Source organism: Pseudonocardia sp. DSM 110487, assembly GCF_019468565.1.
Classification (GTDB): Bacteria; Actinomycetota; Actinomycetes; order Mycobacteriales; family Pseudonocardiaceae; genus Pseudonocardia.
The window spans coordinates 2,099,643-2,114,718 of the sequence record NZ_CP080521.1; the positions used below are offsets into that span (position 1 = coordinate 2,099,643).

Genomic DNA, 15,076 nt, shown 5'->3' on the forward strand with positions numbered 1-15,076 from the left:
GTTGTGGACTAGCCGATCGGTTGGCCGTTGCGCAGTGCGTCCTCGACGACGACGACGGCCTCGGCGAGCAGGCCCGCGTCGATGCCGGTGTCGACACCCCGCTCGTGCAGGTGGGCGACGAGGGCCTCGGTGGCGAGGTTGCCGTGGGCGCCGGGCGCGAACGGGCATCCGCCGTAGCCGCCCGCGGCGGCGTCGAACCGCGTGACGCCCAGCTCGAGGGCGATGTCGACGGTCCGCAGCGCCTGGCCGAGCGCGTCGTGCAGGTGGAGGCCGAGCTCGGCGTCCGGGACCGCGGAGCGCACGGCGTCCAGGGAGCGGGCGACCTGCTCGGGCGCGGCCGTGCCCAGGGTGTCGGCGAGGCCGAGCCGGGTGATGCCGATGCCGGCGAACGCGCCGGCGACCCCGGCCAGCCGCTCGGGCGGGATCTCCCCGTCGAAGGGGCAGACGAACGCGGTGGCCACGCCTCCGGCGAACCGGACGTGCGGATGGTCGTCGGCCACGCCGGCGAGATCGTCGAGGGCGTCCTGCGCGGAGCGGCCCGCGTTGGCCCGGCTGTGGCCATCGCTCGCGGAGACGACCACGGTGACGTCGGTCGCCCCGGCCGCGACGGCCCGCTCGACACCTCGCCGGTTGAGCGCGAGCACGGTCCAGCCGACGCCGGGCGGGTGGGGCAGCGCGGCGAGGAGTTCCTCGGCACCGGCCATCTGCGGAACGCGCGCCGGGTTGACGAACGAGGCGGCCTCGATCCGGCGCAGCCCGGCGGCGACGAGCGCCTCCGCGACGCGGACGCGGTCGGCCATCGACACCACGACCGGCTCGTCCTGGAACCCGTCGCGCAGGACGACGTCGGTGATCTCGACCCGGGTCACGGTCACACCACCCCGCGCTCGCGGAGGGCGGCGATGTGCTCCCGGCCGAGGCCGAGCACGCTGCCGAGGACGTGGTCGGTGTGCTCACCGAGCTCGGGGCCGGCCCATCGGACGTCGCCGGGTGCGCCCGGCACCCGCGGGACGACGCCGGGGAAGCGGATCTCCTCCGGCTCGTCCTCGACCCGCACCTTCAGCGGGCGCAGCATGTCCCTTGCCGTGAAGTGCGGGTCCTCCGCGATCGCGGCCGCGTCGTAGACAGGGCCGACCGGCACGCCTGCGGCGCCGAGGACCTCGACCGCCTCCGGCGCCGTGTGCCGGCTCGTCCAGGCGCTGATGGCGTCGTCCAGCTCGGTTTCGCGGGCGGAGCGCGCGTCGCCGTCGGCGAGTGTGGGGTCGGCGGCCAGGTCGGCCCGCCCGACCGCGGTCATCAGCCTGCCGAACGCGCCGCTGGAGTTGCCCGCGATCATCACCGACTGCCCGTCAGAGGTGGGGTACACGCCGCTCGGCACGACGCCGGGCAGGTTGCCCGCCGTGCGTTCGCGCACCACGCCATAGGCATCGAGGTCCGGCACCAGCGACTCCATCGCCATGAAGACCGACTCGTACAGCGCCACGTCGACGAGCCGCGGCCCCTCGTGCGGGCGCCCAGTGGCCCGGCCCAGCAACAGCATCAGGGCACCGATCGCCCCGTAGAGCCCGGCGAAGGCGTCGCCGAGCGGAGCGGCGGGACGGACCGGGGGCCGGTCGGGATACCCGGTGACCTGGCGCAGTCCGCCGAAGGCCTCGGCGACCCCGCCGAACCCGGCTCGGTCGCGGTACGGGCCGGTCTGGCCGTATCCGGAGATCCGCACCAGCACGACGTCGGGGTTCGCCGCCGCCAGCTCGCCGGGGCCGAGGCCCCAGCGCTCCAGGGTGCCGGGCCGGAAGTTCTCGACGACGACGTCGGTGTGCCGGACCAGGTCGAGTGCGACGCCCCGGCCCTCGGCGCTGCGCAGGTCGAGCGTGACCGACTTCTTGTTCCGGGCGATGGTGCGGAACAGCATCGACGTGTCGCCACGGTTGCGCCGCCAGCCGCGCAGCTCGTCCCCGACCCCGGGCCGCTCGATCTTGACGACCTCGGCCCCGAAGTCGGCGAAGATCCGGCTCGCGAACGGGGCGGCGATGAAGTTTCCGAGCTCCAGCACCCGGTAGCCGGTGAGCGGAGGGGCAGGCATCGCGGCTCCTTCTCATACTTTGAGCATCAATGCTCAACTTACGAGAGAACCTAGGCGGCGGTGCGCGGTGTGGCAAGAGGTCGATATGATGAACATCAGTTCATTCAAACCGGAGGCGCCGTGCCCAGAAGCAGTGCCCAGTACGAGGCCATGCGTGCCGCGACCCTGGAGAAGGTGCAGGCCGCGGCGATCACGCTCTTCGCACGCCACGGCTTCGCGGCCACGAACATGCGGGACATCGCGCGCGAGGCGGGGATGAGCACCGGGCTGATCTACCGGCACTACGCCACGAAGGACGACCTGTTCGCGGCGCTGGCCGCTCAGGCCACGGACGGCCTGCGCCGGGTCGCCGAGCTGTTCAGCGGCGAGGGGTCGCCGAGCGCGATCCTCGAGGAGTTCGCCCGGGAGCTCGTCGACGACATCGCGCGCGTGCAGGGATCCGCCGAGTTCATGCTGATCATGAACCAGGCGTTCGTGTCGCGGCGGGAGTCCGCTCAGATCGACGCGCTGCTCGACCAGCACCTCGCGCTGGTCGACGCCACCGTGGCGCTCGTCCACCGGGGACAGCGGCTCGGCGAGTTCCGGCCGGGCGCCGCCACCGAGCTGGCGACGTGCTGGTTCGCGGCCGTGACCGGGCTGGCGACGCTGAAGGCCGCCCTCGGCGACCGGTTCGTCGCGCCCCACCCGTCGACGCTCACCGGATTCCTGACGAGGGAGCACACATGATCGAGATCGTTGCAGCCCGCGCGCTGGGCGAGGCCTACCGGCGGCCGATCACGGAGGTGTTCGTCGACGCCTTCGGCCAGGACTTCGCCTACTTCTCCAAGGATCCCGGCAGGCTGGCCGACGCGTTCGAGCACATGCTGGTGCTCGACGTGTTCCACGTCGCCCTGCTCGACGGCGAACCCGCCGGGATCGCCGCCTGCACGGACGGGCGGCAGCAGAGCGCGGTGCCGCAGGGCGGACACCTCCGCCGCCACCTCGGGCTCATCAAGGGGACGGTCGGCGCCATCGCGTTGAAGCGGGAGTTCTCGGGAGGTGTGCTCGGCCTCGCCCACGGCGCCGCGTCGATCGAGTTCGTCGGCACCGCCTCGCGGTTCCAGGGCAAGGGCGTGGCCACGGCGCTCATCACGCACCTGCTCGCCCTGACGCAGTACCGGGAGTACGTCCTGGAGACCGTCTCGGACATCAACACGCCCGCGCTCAACCTGTACCGGAAGCTCGGGTTCACCGAGTACAAGCGGGTTTCGGTGAAGCACACGAAGCTGTCGGGGATCAGCTATTACATCTCGTTGAAGCTCACGCAGAGCCGGTGAGCGTCATCACCACGATCAGCACCGCGACCGACGCGTCGAGCAGGAGGCAGAACTCGGCGAGGGAGCGGGTCACCACCCGGTTGGTGCGGTAGTGGTACAGATCCCACGCCGAGTGGGCGAGCAGGCCGGCCGCGACGAGGTACGCGCCCAGGTCGGTGTCCACGAACAGGGCGATCGCGGCGACGAGGCCGAAGCCGAGCAGCGCGACGGACTGCAGGGGCAGTCCGTAGCCGGGGCGGACGAATCCGCGCAACAGGCCGTAGACGCCCAGTGCCGCCCCGCAGCCCAGCACGATCAGTGTCGGGTCGAAGTCGAGGAGCTTCAGCACGGTGATGACGACGACGGACCCCAGGAAGATCGGCCACGCCGCACCGGGCTTCCGCAGCCCCGCACAACCGATGTAGACGGTCGCCGCCGCGGCGAGGACCGGCGCCTGCTCGACACCGTTGGCCATGCCGATGGAGACCAGCACGGCGAAGGCGATTCCGGCCAGTGCCGGCCAGCGGCGGCGCACCGCGCCGGCGACCACGGAAGACGTCATGGGTACACGGTCTTCGGGCCGGCCGGCCGCGACCATGGCCCGTCTGGAATTCTGCGATTCCGGTCCAGATCGAGGCGATTCAGACGTCGACGGCGGCGGCGGGACGGCGGCGGGACGGCACGGCCCCGCCGCCGCGTTGTCAGGCGCCGGGGGTGCGTGCCACTTCGGCGTCGTCCGCCCGCTCCCAGAAGGCTGCACCCTTGATATTCAGGGCGACCGGGTCGAAGGTCGGATCGACACCGGCCTTGGTCTGACGCTCGTAGTCGCGAAGCGCAACGAGGGCAGGCCGCTGGATGATCAGGATCGCGATGATGTTCAGCCAGGCCATCAGTCCGACACCGATGTCGCCGAGCGTCCACGCCTCCGTTGCCGTGATGACGGCGCCGGTGGCCGCCGCGACCAGGAAGAACGCCTGGAGCAGCCTCCAGCAGATGCGTTCGACGCGCATGCTCGCGACGTTGCGCATGAAGTAGTTCAGGTTGGTCTCGGCCATGTAGTAGTAGGCCACGACGGTGGTGAAGGCGAAGAACGCGATCGAGACGGCCACGAAGCTGGCGCCTGCGCCGGGCAGGAGGCTGTCGAATCCGGCCTGGGTGAAGGCAGGCCCGACCTCCACGTCGCTGCGGATTCCGTCGTAGAGCAGCGTGCCGTCGGTGGATCCCCCGTCCCACACTCGGTAGATCCCGGTGGACAGCAGCAGGAACGCCGTGGCACTGCACACGAACAGCGTGTCGATGTACACCGAGAACGCCTGCACGAGCCCCTGCTTGGCGGGATGCGAGACCTCCGCAGCCGCGGCGGCGTGGGGACCGGTTCCCTGGCCTGCCTCGTTGGAGTAGACGCCGCGGCGCACTCCCCATTCCACGGCCATGCCCACGATGGCGCCGAACCCGGCCTCCAGGCCGAACGCACTGGAGAAGATCAGCCGGAACACCTCGGGGACCTGCGCGGCGTTGGCGAACACGATGACGAGAGCGAGGACGATGTACGCCACGGCCATGAACGGAACCACCACGCTCGCGAAGGCAGCGATCCGCTTCACCCCGCCGAGGATGATGAACGCCAGCGCGATGACCAGGCCGATCGCGGTGACCCATGGGGGGATTCCCCAGGCGTTCTCGATCGAGCCGGAGATGCTGTTCGTCTGGATGCCGGGGAGGAGCAACCCCGTGGCGACGACGGTGACGCCGGCGAAGAGCAGGGCGTACCACTTCTGCCGCATGCACTTCTCGATGTAATACGCCGGTCCGCCCCGGTAGTTCCCGAGGTGGTCGCGTTCCTTGTAGATCTGGCCGAGCACGGATTCGACGAATGCCGTGGAGGCGCCGAAGAAGGCCACGGTCCACATCCAGAACACAGCGCCGGGCCCGCCGAAGGCGATGGCTGTGGCCACTCCCGCGATGTTTCCGGTCCCGATCCGGCCGGCCAGCGACATCGCCAACGCCTGGAACGACGAGACCCCGCCCTCGGATTTCTCGCCGGTGAAGGTCAGGCGCACCATGTCCGGGATCCGGCGCAGCTGAACCAGCCTGGTGCGGATGCTGAAATAGAGACCCGCGCCGAGGCAGAGGTAGATGAGCGGTGGGCTCCACACGATGCTGCTAATGGTGTCGAAAAAATCTGCCACGTCCATACCCTTCGTAAGGCTGGCGGGAGGATAGCGAGCGCCGAGCTACCCGAACACGAAGGGGTGATGTCGATGTCGTGTTCGAAACACAGATTTAACTGCGATGTGGCGGGTCAGAGGTCGGCGACGGCGCGCAGCGGAGTCTCCACGGCGTCGGCGACGAACCTCAGGAAGCCGCCGGCCGTGCCGCCGTCGCACACCCGGTGGTCGAACACCAGCGACAGCTGCGCGATCTGCCGCGGCACGACCTCGCCGTCGACGACCCACGGCCGCGGGATGATCCGCCCGATGCCGAGAATCGCGGCCTCCGGATGGTTGATGATCGCCGCGCTCCCGTCCACGCCGAACACGCCGTAGTTGTTCAGCGTGAACGAGCCGGAGGAGAGCTCGGCCGCGGTGGCCGTGCCCTCGCGGGCGGCGGCCGTGAGCCGGCGGATCTCGGTGTCCAGCCCGCGGATGCTCATGCGGTCGGCGCCGCGGACGGCCGGCACGACGAGCCCGCGCTCGGTCTGAGCCGCCACCCCGAGGTTGACCCCGTCGAGGTGGACCACCTCCTCCCGCTCGACGTCCACCCGGGAGTTCAGCGCGGGGAACTCGCGCAGCCCGGCCACGACGAACCGGGCCAGCAGGGCGACGAGGCCGGGCTTCCAGTCGCCGCGCCGCATGTCCTCCCGCAGCGCGAGCAGGGCCGTCGCGTCGACGTCGACCCAGGTGGTGGCCTCGGGGATCTCGGCGCGGCTGCGGGTGAGGGTCCGGGCGATGTGGCCGCGCACCCCGGTGAGCGGCACGCGGGTGAGCACCGGGAGCCCGGTCCGGCGGTCGACGCCCCCGGCCTCGACCTCCCCTGCCTCGACGTCCCGGGCGTCGGGTGTCCTTCCGGCCTCGATCGCCCGCTCGACATCCGCTCGGGTGATCAGTCCATCGCGCCCGGTGCCGACGAGCGTCGCCGGGTCGAGGCCGGCCCGGCGCGCCAGCTGTCGCACCACCGGCGAGACGATCTTCGGGCGCTCTGGAGATGCCGGTGTCACCGCCGTTGCCTGCCGGTGTCGGCGGCGAGCTGGCGCATCGGTGGTGCCGTAGCCGACGAGCACGTTGCCCGATCCGGCCTGCTTCTCCTCGACCGGGCGGACGGTGATCAGCGGCGCTCCCACCGCTATCGTCGAGCCCTCCGTCCCGTGCAGTTCGGCGATGATCCCGGCGAACGGCGAGGGCACCTCGACCGTCGCCTTGGCGGTCTCGACCTCGGCCACCGGTGCGTCGACGGAGATGGTGTCGCCGGGATGCACCAGCCATTTGACGAGCTCGGCCTCGGTGAGGCCCTCGCCGAGGTCGGGCAGCGTGAACACGGTCTCGCTCATGTCTCGTCCCACTGCAGGTCGTCGACGGCGTCGAGGATCCGGTCGACTCCGGGCAGGTGGTGGCGCTCCAGCTTCGGCGGGGGGTAGGGCACGTCGAACCCGGTGACCCGGCGGACCGGAGCTTCCAGGTGGTGGAAGCAGCGCTCGGACACCCGCGCCGCGATCTCGGAGGCGACGGAGGCGAACCCCGGTGCCTCGGCGACGACGACCGCGCGTCCCGTGCGCCGCACGGCCGCGGTGACGGTCTCGTCGTCGAAGGGGACGATCGAGCGGATGTCGACGACACCCAGGTCGCGCCCCTCTGCCGCGGCCTGCTCGGCGGCTGCGAGCGCGACCGGGACCGTCGGGCCGTAGGCGATCAGCGTGGCGTCGCCGCCCTCCCGGCGGACCACCGCGCGCCCGATCGGCGGCACCGGATCCTGGTCGAGCTCCTCGCGCGTGAAGTACTGGCGCTTCGGCTCCAGGAACACCACCGGGTCGGGGTGCTCGATCGCGGCCCGCAGCAGCCCGTACGCGTCGGTGTTCGTTGCCGGGGTGACCACGAGCAGACCGGGCGTGTGCGCGTAGTACGCCTCGGAGCTGTCGCAGTGGTGCTCGACCCCGCCGATCCCGCCGCCGTACGGCACACGGATGACCATCGGCAGCCGCACGCGCCCGCGCGTCCGGTTCCCGATCTTGGCGACATGGCTGACGATCTGCTCGAACGCGGGGTAGGCGAAGGCATCGAACTGCATCTCGACGACCGGCCGCATCCCGTTCATCGCCATCCCGACGGCCACGCCGACGATGCCCGCCTCCGCGAGCGGGGTGTCGAAGCAGCGGTTCCCGCCGAAGGTGGCGGTCAGCCCGTCGGTCACCCGGAAGACGCCGCCGAGCGGGCCGACGTCCTCGCCGAACACCACCACCGACTCGTCGGCGGCCATCGCGTCGTGCAGCGCCCGGTTGAGCGCCTGGATCATCGTCGGCTTCTCGGTCATGACCGGACCTCGTTCAGCTCGGCCGCGAGCAGCGCGGCCTGCTCGCGCAACTGCGGAGTCGGGGTCGAGTACACGTGGGCGAACAGCTCCGCCGGGTCGAGGGCGGTCTCCTCGCCCATCCCCGCGCGGACGTGGGCGGCCATCTCCTCGGCCGCCGCGGCGAACTCGGCCTCGCGCTCCGGGGTCAGCGCGCCGGTGGAGGTGAGGTGCGCTCTGAGTCGCAGCAGCGGATCGCGCGGGCGCCACTCGTCGACCTCGTCGTCCGTGCGGTAGCGGCTGGGGTCGTCCGCATTGGTGTGTGCGCGGATCCGGTACGTGTCGGCCTCAACCAGCGTGGGACCGCCGCCCCGGCGGGCGCGGGCCACGGCCTCGGAGAGCACCACAGTGAGCGCCGCGAGGTCGTTGCCGTCGACCAGGACGGCCGGCATGCCGTAGCCGGCTCCCTTCGCGGCGAGCGACTCCGCCGCAGACTGCCGCGCGAGCGGCACGGAGATCGCATACTTGTTGTTCTGCACCAGGAAGACCACGGGCGAGGCGAACACCGCGGCGAAGTTGAGGGCCTCGTGGAAGTCGCCCTCGCTGGTGGCGCCGTCGCCGCAGAGCGCCATGACCACCGTGTCCTCGCCCTTGAGCCGGGCCGCGTGCCCCACGCCGACGGCGTGCGGGAGCTGGGTGGCCAGCGGCGTGGCCTGCGGGGCCACTCGGGTGGCGAGCGGGTCGTAGCCGCAGTGCCAGTCGCCGCGCAGCATCATGAGCACGTCGAGCGGGTCCACGCCGCGTGCGGCGATCGCGGCGACGTCGCGGTAGGTGGGGAAGAGCCAGTCGGTGTCCGCCAGCACGGCGGCCGCGGCCACCTGGCAGGCCTCCTGCCCGTGCGAGGACGGGTACACGGCGAGCCTGCCCTGCCGCACGAGCGCCTCCGCCTGCGCATTGAGGCGTCGGGCGAGCACGAGCGCCCGGTACCCGTCGAGCAGCACCTCCGGCTCCGGCAGCCCGTCCCCGACGACCGCGCCCGTCTCGTTGATCAGCCGCATCGGCTCGCTCATCTTGGCCACCTCCGGGGAAGACATTCGGATCAAAGTGTCCGATTCATCGGCTACAGATCACCAGTTGAGAGCTGAAGATCGAGACGAACTGCCGATACTCTCGGCCATCATGAGCCGATCGACCGGGATCGGCCCTTTCCCGTGGGGAGTGGCGAGACAGGTGGCCGTGCAGCTCGACGACATCGACCGCCGCATCATCGACGCGCTCCGCCGCGACGGCAGGCTTTCGGTGCGCGCGCTCGCGGAAGAGGTCCGCGTCTCCCGGGCCAACGCCTACACGCGACTCGAGAGGCTGACCTCCTCCGGTGCGATCACCGGCTTCACCGCCACGGTCGACCCGGCCGCGATCGGCCTCGGGACCTCCGCCTACGTCACGCTCACCGTGCGGCAGAACTCGTGGCGCGAGCTCAAGGCGCGCCTGCAGGCCATCCCCGAGGTGCACCACATGGCCCTCGTCGGCGGCGAGTTCGACGTGATCCTGCTCGTGCGGGCCGCCGACAACGCCGCCCTGCGCGAGGTCGTGCTGAACCAGCTGCAGGCCATCCCCGAGGTGATCGCCACCCGCACGTCGCTCGTGTTCGAGGACGTGGAGAACGTCACCGCTCGTTGAATCACCACCCGCGAATCACCACCTGCGTGATCGCCGAATCGGTGCGAAAGCCGACGCCAGGTGTCGCCTTTCGCACCCGATTGGTGATCAAGGATCAGCCCTGGGCCGGGACCGGTCTCGTGGGCGCGCCGTCCACGGGGATGGAACACGTCGAGCGACGGGTCCTCGCTGAACTGCCACAGCGCGAACGGGCCCTCGCCGTCGAATGGAGGTGCTGCTTCCCGAGCCAGCAGCTCGGTCGGGTAGTCCCCTTCCATCAGCGCTCGCTCACGTCCCGCCGCGACAGACCGGCGAATCCCGCCACCGTGAGACCACCCGCCACCAGCGCCAGCACGAGCAACGCCCCGGCGAGACCTTCACCCACCGCGAGCGGGCCGAGCGTCCGCACGAAGGGGGAGAGCCCCATGACGGTCTCGTCGACGAGGCGGAACTCGCCGAGCAGGTCGATCAGCACGGTGAGTCCGAGCAGTGTCCACGTCACCGGTACCGCCACCCGTGGCGCCCATCCGAACAGGGCGACCGCCAGGCCGGCGAACACGAGGCAGGCCGGCGCGTAGGCCAGGGTCGTACCGACGAGGCCGAGCGAGGTGCCGTAGCCGATGCCGGCGGCGAGCCCGAGCACGGCGAGGCCGGCGACGACGCTCGTGGCGGCGATCAACGTGTGCCCTGCGGCCCACCGCGCGCGGGTCACCGGGGCCGCGAGCAGCGCGTCCGCCAGGCCGCCGGTCTCCTGCTGGCGCATCTGCAGCGCCGTCACGAGCCCGGCTGCCGTGACCACCTGCGCGAGCACGTAGAGGACGAAGCGGAAGAACACGTCGGCCGGGTCGCCGCCGCCGAGGGTGCCGGTGAGCTCGCGGAACGCCGGGGTGTCGAGCTGGGTGCCGACCGAGCTCATCGCCGCGCCGAGCAGCAGCCCGAGCGCGCCGGCCCCGGCCGTCCAGCCGAGAACGGCGGGGCGGTGCAGGCGCCAGGCCAGTGCGAGCGGGCTGCGCAGGCGCGGGTCGGCGGTCGCGGGGCCCGGTCGCGCCGGGACCAGGCCGGAGCCGACGTCGCGGCGCGCCGACAGGACGAACGCCACCGCGACGAGGGCCCCGATCGCCGCCACGAAGAGCAGCAGGACCGCCCACCGGTCTCCCGCGAACGCCTGCACCCGCCGGACCCAGCCGAACGGGGAGAGCCACACCAGCCATGAACGGCTGACGTCGCCGGTCGCGGCCACGGCGAAGAACGCCGCGAGGACGGCGACGGCGAGCGTCACGGCCGTGCGCGAGGCCTCGGCGACCTGCGCGGCGACCGCTCCGACGGCGGCGAAGAACATCCCGCCCGCTGCCATCGTCGCCCCGAGCGCGAAGCTACCGGCCGGCGGCAGGCCGCTCGCGATCAGTGCGGCGCCTGCCAGCACGGCGATCGCCACGTTCGCGCCGGCCACCACCGCGAGCGCGGCGGTGAGCGGCGCGTGCCGGCCGAGTACCCCGGAGCCCATCAGCTCGCGCCGTCCCATCTGCTCCTCGGTACGGGTGTGCCGCACGACGAGGAGCGCGCTCACGATGCCGCCGATCAGCGTCATCGACGACACCAGCGTCCACGCGGTGAGCCCGCCGACGGTGGCCGCGAAGACCGGGCCCCTCGTGGCGAGCTCCGCGGGGTTGACGGCGGCGTGCTCGGCAAACGCGATCCGGTCGGCCTCGGTCGGGTAGCCCCGCTCGGTGGCAGCGACGACCCCGGCCGGCAGTGCCGACAGCACCAGCACCCAGACGGCGAGCGGGGCCCGGTCGCGCCGCAGGATCAGCCGGACGATCTGCTCGAATCCCGTGATCATCGGGCCGATCCCACCGGAACGTCCTGGCGGTAGTGGGAGAGGAACAGCTCCTCGAGCGACGGCGGGCGGCTGGTGAGGCTGCGGACGCCGACGGCAGTGAGCGCGCGGAGCAGGCCGTCGAGGTGCTCGGGGTCGACGCGGCACGTAACCGCCTTGCCGTCGACGTCGAGGTCGTGGATGCCCGGCAGCCGGTCGAGGCCGAGCGGCTGCCCGGCGAGCTCGGCGGTGACCACCGTGCGCCGCTCCCGGCGCAGCTCGGAGAGGTGGGCCGCGCGCACGGTCCGGCCGCGCCGGATGATGCTGACGCGGTCGCACAGCGCCTCGACCTCGGACAGGATGTGGCTCGACAGCAGCACCGTCCGCCCACGCCGGTGCCCTTCGGCCACGCACGCCGCGAACACCGACTCCATGAGCGGGTCGAGCCCTGACGTCGGCTCGTCGAGCACGAGCAGCTCCGCGCTCGACGCGAACGCCGCCACCAGCGCGACCTTCTGGCGGTTCCCCTTCGAGTACGTGCGGCAGCGTCGGGTCGGGTCGAGCTCGAAACGCTCCAGCAGCTCGTCGCGCCGCCGGGCGTCGGTGCCGCCGCGCAACCTGCCGAGCAGGTCGATCACCTCGCCGCCGGTGAGCGTCGGCCACAACGTGACGTCGCCCGGCACGTAGGCGAGCCGCCGATGCAGTTCGGTCGCGTCGGCCCACGGGTCGCCGTCCAGCAGCGCGACCTCGCCCGCGGTGGCCCGCATCAGGCCGAGCAGGATGCGGATCGTCGTGGTCTTGCCCGCGCCGTTGGGGCCGAGGAAGCCGTGCACCTCGCCCGCGTGCACCTCGAGGTCCAGGCCGTCGAGCGCTCTGGTCGACCCGAAGGTCTTGACCAGTCCTCTGGCGAGGATCGCCGTGGTCATCGTGCTTCTCCCTGCTCCTGCTCGTATTTGTCGAGCCCGTCCCGGATCCGATCGGCGCCGCCGGGGATGATCTGAGGGGCGATGAGGTCGAGCGTCGCCCGGCCGGCCCGCGCGCCGCCCGTGCGGCTGAACAGCTCCACGCCCAACCCGCGGCTGACGTGCTCGTGAAGCACGGTGAGGCCCAACCGCATCGCCGCGAGGACCACCGCTCTGGTGTGCGCGTCGGTCTCCGCGGGGACGTCGACGAGGTACTGCTCCGTGATCGCCACGAGCTCGTCGAAGACCGTGGCCGCCGCGGGCGAACCGTCGACGAGGGCGCGGGCCAGGTAGCGCAGGATCGGCGGTGCCGATCCGTGGGTGGCGGCGATGAACGCGGGATCGCCGATCCGGTCGCGCGCGATCCCCTCCTCGACCCCGGCGCGCATGTAGTCGAGGACGTGCGCGTCGCACGCCGCCCGCAGCCCGTCCTTGGTGCCGAAGTGGTGTTGGACGAGCGCGGGCGACACGCCGGCCCGCTCGGCGATGCCGCGGATCGTGGCGCCCGCGATCCCGCGCGCGCTGAACTCGGCGAGCGCCGCGTCCCGGATCCGGGCGCGGGCCGTGAGGTCGGATGGTGGAACGGTCACGGCGGTGACCATACGCTTGTACAGGCTGCCGTACAAATGTACAGCGTGCGTGGATCGTGAGAGATCCGTGCGCGGCGGCGCCGAGGCTGGTCCCATGACCACGAATGAGAAGCCGGTGACCGTGATCGGCCTCGGGCCGATGGGCCAGGCGATGGTGCGCAAGTTCCTCGCTGCCGGGCACCCCACGACCGTCTGGAACCGCACCCCGAGCCGGGCGGACGCGCTCGTCGAGGAGGGGGCCGTGCGCGTCGCGTCGCCTGCCGATGCGGTGGCCGCCAGCGAACTGATCGTCCTGTCGCTCACCGACTACCAGGCGATGTACGACATCCTCGGCCAGGCCGAAGCCGCGCTGGCCGGCCGGGTCGTCGCCAACATCAGCTCGGACAGCCCGCAGAAGACCCGGGAGGCCGCCGACTGGCTGGCCGAACGGGGCGCGCAGCTGCTCGCGGGTGGGATCATGGTGCCCGCGCCGATGGTGGGGGAGGAGGGCGCGTACGTCTTCTACAGCGGGCCTCGCGAGGTGTTCGACGCCCACGAATCCACGCTGCGGGTGATCGGACGCCCGGACTACCGGGGCGAGGACCCAGCGCTCGCGCAGCTGTTCTACCAGGCTTTGCTGGCCGTGTTCCTCTCTACGCTGGCCGCCGAGCTGCAGGCGGCCGCGCTGGTCGGGTCGGCAGGGGTCAGCGCGAAGGAGCTCATGCCCTACGTGCGGGACAACATCGGTCTGGCGGCCATGTACGTCGAGGAGACCGGCAGGCACGTCGATGAGCGCTCCTACCCGGGTGACCTCAGCACGGTCACGATGATGGGCGCCACGGCGGACCACATCGTCGCCGCCAGCAGGGCCGCGGGCCTCGACACCGTGCTGCCTGAGGCGATCAAGTCGCTCTACGACCGCGCCATCGCCGCCGGCCACGGCAGCGACAACTGGACCAGCCTGTACGAGGTGATCACGCGCCCCAGTTCCCAGCGCGAGGACTGACGCGTTCCGCGTGCGCGCCCGCCGCTACAGTCCGTGACGTGATCGACTCGGCAGCGCGTAGGGCGCGCACGATCGTGGAGCACCGCGCCTTCCAGCCGACGGTGATCGCCGTCATCCTCGTCAACGCCGTGACGCTCGGGCTGGAGACCTCCCCGGCGGTGGTGAACTCCGCCGGCGGGCTGCTGCACGCCGTCGACCGGGCGGCGCTGGTGATCTTCGTCGCGGACATCGCGCTGCGGCTGGTGGCCTACGGGCGCCGGTTCTGGGGCGACCCGTGGAACATCTTCGACTTCCTGATCGTGGCGATCGCGCTGGTGCCGGCGTCCGGACCGTTCTCGGTGCTGCGGGCCCTGCGCGTGCTCCGGGTGCTCCGCCTGATCTCCATGGTGCCGAGCATGCGCAGGGTGGTCGGCGGGCTGCTGGCCGCACTCCCGGGCATGGCGTCGATCGCGGCACTGCTCGCGCTCATCCTCTACGTGGCCGCCGTGCTGGGCACGAACCTGTTCGGCGCCGTCGCCCCGGAGTGGTTCGGCGACCTCGGCACGACCCTCTTCACCCTGTTCCAGACGATGACGGGCGAGGGCTGGGGCGAGATCGCGCGGGAGGTCATGGCGGCGATGCCGCTGGCATGGATCTACTTCGTCGCCTACATCCTGGTCAGCTCGTTCATGGTGCTGAACCTGTTCATCGCGGTCGTCGTCAGCGCGATGGAGGGCCAGGTGATGGCGGAGATGCGCGCCGAGGAGGAAGAGCACGCCGCCGAGGAGCAGGTCGTGAACCGGATGATCCTGGAGGAGATCAGAGAGCTGCGTGCCGAGCTGGCGCAGCTGCGGCTGGAGCGGGCGGAGTCCTGAGCATCAGGGTCGCCTAGTGCTACAGCTCGACTTCGTGATCTTGCTGGTCGAGGCGGGGAACGTGGACTGCCACCGCGCGACGGGTGTTTCGGTGTTGTTGGCGGGTCCCGTTCGGTGGTGGCCGCGGCCCATGATCCGAAGTATCGGTTGCTCATGGTTGTGCCGGCAGCAGCCAGTCGTGTGGCACCCGAACTGCGGGATCTGGCACGGCCATAGTCGCCTGGCAAGCACGGACTGTTACGAGGCGTATGCGCTACGTTCACTCGCATCCCCGAGGAGCGCATGGGTGCCGATCTGAGCAATCGTCGCTGCCACGATCAGTGGCCTGACAC

General features: G+C 71.5%; 15 protein-coding genes. 5 read left to right on the forward strand and 10 right to left on the reverse strand.

The genetic code is table 11. The features are described from left to right. Window positions 1-8: 8 nt before the first annotated feature. Window positions 9-869 carry a hydroxymethylglutaryl-CoA lyase gene (locus tag K1T35_RS09565; RefSeq protein ID WP_220259804.1) on the reverse strand — a complete coding sequence of 287 codons (861 nt, stop codon included), beginning with the start codon at window positions 867-869 and terminating at the stop codon, window positions 9-11. Window positions 870-871: 2 nt separating this feature from the next. Next, window positions 872-2,083: a CaiB/BaiF CoA-transferase family protein gene (locus tag K1T35_RS09570; RefSeq protein WP_220259805.1), complete on the reverse strand. Its 1,212-nt coding sequence runs from the start codon at window positions 2,081-2,083 to the stop codon at window positions 872-874. Between the two features lie 120 nt (window positions 2,084-2,203). Here K1T35_RS09570 and K1T35_RS09575 point away from each other — a divergent pair, with 120 nt between their 5' ends. Further along, complete coding sequence (locus tag K1T35_RS09575) at window positions 2,204-2,809, forward strand: TetR/AcrR family transcriptional regulator (protein WP_220259806.1); 606 nt, start codon at window positions 2,204-2,206, stop codon at window positions 2,807-2,809. After that, window positions 2,806-3,399: a GNAT family N-acetyltransferase gene (locus tag K1T35_RS09580; RefSeq protein WP_220259807.1), complete on the forward strand. Its 594-nt coding sequence runs from the start codon at window positions 2,806-2,808 to the stop codon at window positions 3,397-3,399. Before K1T35_RS09575 ends, K1T35_RS09580 begins: the two co-directional genes overlap by 4 nt. On the opposite strand, the gene K1T35_RS09585 is transcribed toward K1T35_RS09580, so the two are convergent. From K1T35_RS09585 to K1T35_RS09605, 5 genes are all read right to left on the reverse strand, one after another. Beyond that, window positions 3,383-3,940 (reverse strand): hypothetical protein, encoded by a 558-nt coding sequence (locus K1T35_RS09585; RefSeq protein ID WP_220259808.1) that lies wholly within the window; start codon window positions 3,938-3,940, stop codon window positions 3,383-3,385. The two genes, K1T35_RS09580 and K1T35_RS09585, sit on opposite strands and share 17 nt — an antisense overlap. A gap of 139 nt (window positions 3,941-4,079) precedes the next feature. Continuing rightward, complete coding sequence (locus K1T35_RS09590) at window positions 4,080-5,567, reverse strand: sodium:alanine symporter family protein (protein WP_220259809.1); 1,488 nt, start codon at window positions 5,565-5,567, stop codon at window positions 4,080-4,082. Between the two features lie 113 nt (window positions 5,568-5,680). After that, entirely contained in the window at window positions 5,681-6,925 is a 1,245-nt protein-coding gene (locus K1T35_RS09595) for a dihydrolipoamide acetyltransferase family protein (protein WP_220259810.1), read from the reverse strand. Beyond that, window positions 6,922-7,902, reverse strand: coding sequence for an alpha-ketoacid dehydrogenase subunit beta (locus tag K1T35_RS09600; RefSeq protein WP_255621733.1), 981 nt, complete (start codon window positions 7,900-7,902; stop codon window positions 6,922-6,924). Before K1T35_RS09600 ends, K1T35_RS09595 begins: the two co-directional genes overlap by 4 nt. Beyond that, window positions 7,899-8,948, reverse strand: coding sequence for a thiamine pyrophosphate-dependent dehydrogenase E1 component subunit alpha (locus K1T35_RS09605; RefSeq protein WP_255621734.1), 1,050 nt, complete (start codon window positions 8,946-8,948; stop codon window positions 7,899-7,901). The genes K1T35_RS09600 and K1T35_RS09605 overlap by 4 nt, the downstream gene beginning before the upstream one ends. 109 nt (window positions 8,949-9,057) lie before the next feature. Between K1T35_RS09605 and K1T35_RS09610 the strand changes: the two genes are divergently transcribed. Next, window positions 9,058-9,558 (forward strand): Lrp/AsnC family transcriptional regulator, encoded by a 501-nt coding sequence (locus K1T35_RS09610; RefSeq protein ID WP_220259812.1) that lies wholly within the window; start codon window positions 9,058-9,060, stop codon window positions 9,556-9,558. Between the two features lie 256 nt (window positions 9,559-9,814). Here the strand turns inward: K1T35_RS09610 and K1T35_RS09615 are convergent, their stop codons facing one another. From K1T35_RS09615 to K1T35_RS09625, 3 genes are read right to left on the reverse strand one after another with little or no spacing between them, the layout of a single operon-like run. After that, entirely contained in the window at window positions 9,815-11,377 is a 1,563-nt protein-coding gene (locus tag K1T35_RS09615) for an ABC transporter permease (RefSeq protein ID WP_220259813.1), read from the reverse strand. After that, entirely contained in the window at window positions 11,374-12,279 is a 906-nt protein-coding gene (locus tag K1T35_RS09620) for an ABC transporter ATP-binding protein (protein ID WP_220259814.1), read from the reverse strand. The genes K1T35_RS09615 and K1T35_RS09620 overlap by 4 nt, the downstream gene beginning before the upstream one ends. Then, window positions 12,276-12,905 carry a TetR/AcrR family transcriptional regulator gene (locus tag K1T35_RS09625; RefSeq protein ID WP_255621735.1) on the reverse strand — a complete coding sequence of 210 codons (630 nt, stop codon included), beginning with the start codon at window positions 12,903-12,905 and terminating at the stop codon, window positions 12,276-12,278. The genes K1T35_RS09620 and K1T35_RS09625 overlap by 4 nt, the downstream gene beginning before the upstream one ends. Before the next feature lie 94 nt (window positions 12,906-12,999). Here K1T35_RS09625 and K1T35_RS09630 point away from each other — a divergent pair, with 94 nt between their 5' ends. Further along, window positions 13,000-13,890 carry an NAD(P)-dependent oxidoreductase gene (locus tag K1T35_RS09630; protein ID WP_220259816.1) on the forward strand — a complete coding sequence of 297 codons (891 nt, stop codon included), beginning with the start codon at window positions 13,000-13,002 and terminating at the stop codon, window positions 13,888-13,890. A 38-nt stretch (window positions 13,891-13,928) separates the two neighbouring features. Beyond that, on the forward strand, window positions 13,929-14,744 hold the full coding sequence (locus K1T35_RS09635; protein WP_370645334.1) for an ion transporter: 816 nt from the start codon (window positions 13,929-13,931) through the stop codon (window positions 14,742-14,744). Window positions 14,745-15,076: the final 332 nt, after the last annotated feature.